At 60.4% G+C, this 618-nt stretch carries 1 protein-coding gene; it reads right to left on the bottom strand.

Features of this window, described 5'->3' with window-relative positions:
- On the bottom strand, positions 1-515 hold a 515-nt coding region (locus EPD81_RS10590), incomplete at its 3' end, for a transposase (protein ID WP_185955436.1).
- Between the last annotated feature and the right edge of the window lie 103 nt (positions 516-618).

The following is a 618-nucleotide window of genomic DNA, read 5'->3' as shown; positions in this document are numbered from 1 at the left end:
ACTTTCTCGTAACGGGCATCCAGAAAGAGATAGGGCACTTCACCCAGAGGACGCTCGCGCCAAGCTCTGAGCCCCTCGTCGAGCTTGGCGGCGGCGCGGCTAACTTGGGCGGTGGAGAGCGAAATCTCCGGTCCCAGCAGGCGCTGCAGTACCTCGATCACCCGGCGGGTGGAGACCCCCTGGACATACATCTCGGCCAGGGCGAGATGCACCGCCTGATCGGTGCGGGTGCCTTTTTCGAGGGCAGAAGGGTAGAAGTCGCCGGAACGCACCTGGGGCACCTGGAAGGTCAGCTCACCAAGGCGGGTGAGTACCGTCTTGGGTTTGTACCCGTTGGCGTAGTCACGCCGTCGCTCGCTACGTTCATAGGGCGCCGCGCCAAGGAACTGGGATCGTTCGATCTTGGCGGCTTCATTGACGAGGATACGCAGGGCCTCGCCGGCACCATCCAGTCCGTGTTCGAGCAACACTGCATAAGCCATTTCCAAAGGATTGGTTTCGACACGCATCGCCATGATGGGCGTACTCCTTTCTCGAAGTCATGGCGTCAGACCTACCGCCGCGCACTTTCTGCCAGAAGCGCTAAACGGAATTTACAGAAAGGATGGTACACAACCC

Source organism: Tepidiphilus sp. J10, from assembly GCF_006980785.1.
Lineage (GTDB): Bacteria > Pseudomonadota > Gammaproteobacteria > Burkholderiales > Rhodocyclaceae > Tepidiphilus > Tepidiphilus olei.
The sequence above is the reverse complement of the archived record's forward strand: the minus strand, read 5'-3'. Positions and strand labels throughout refer to the sequence as shown.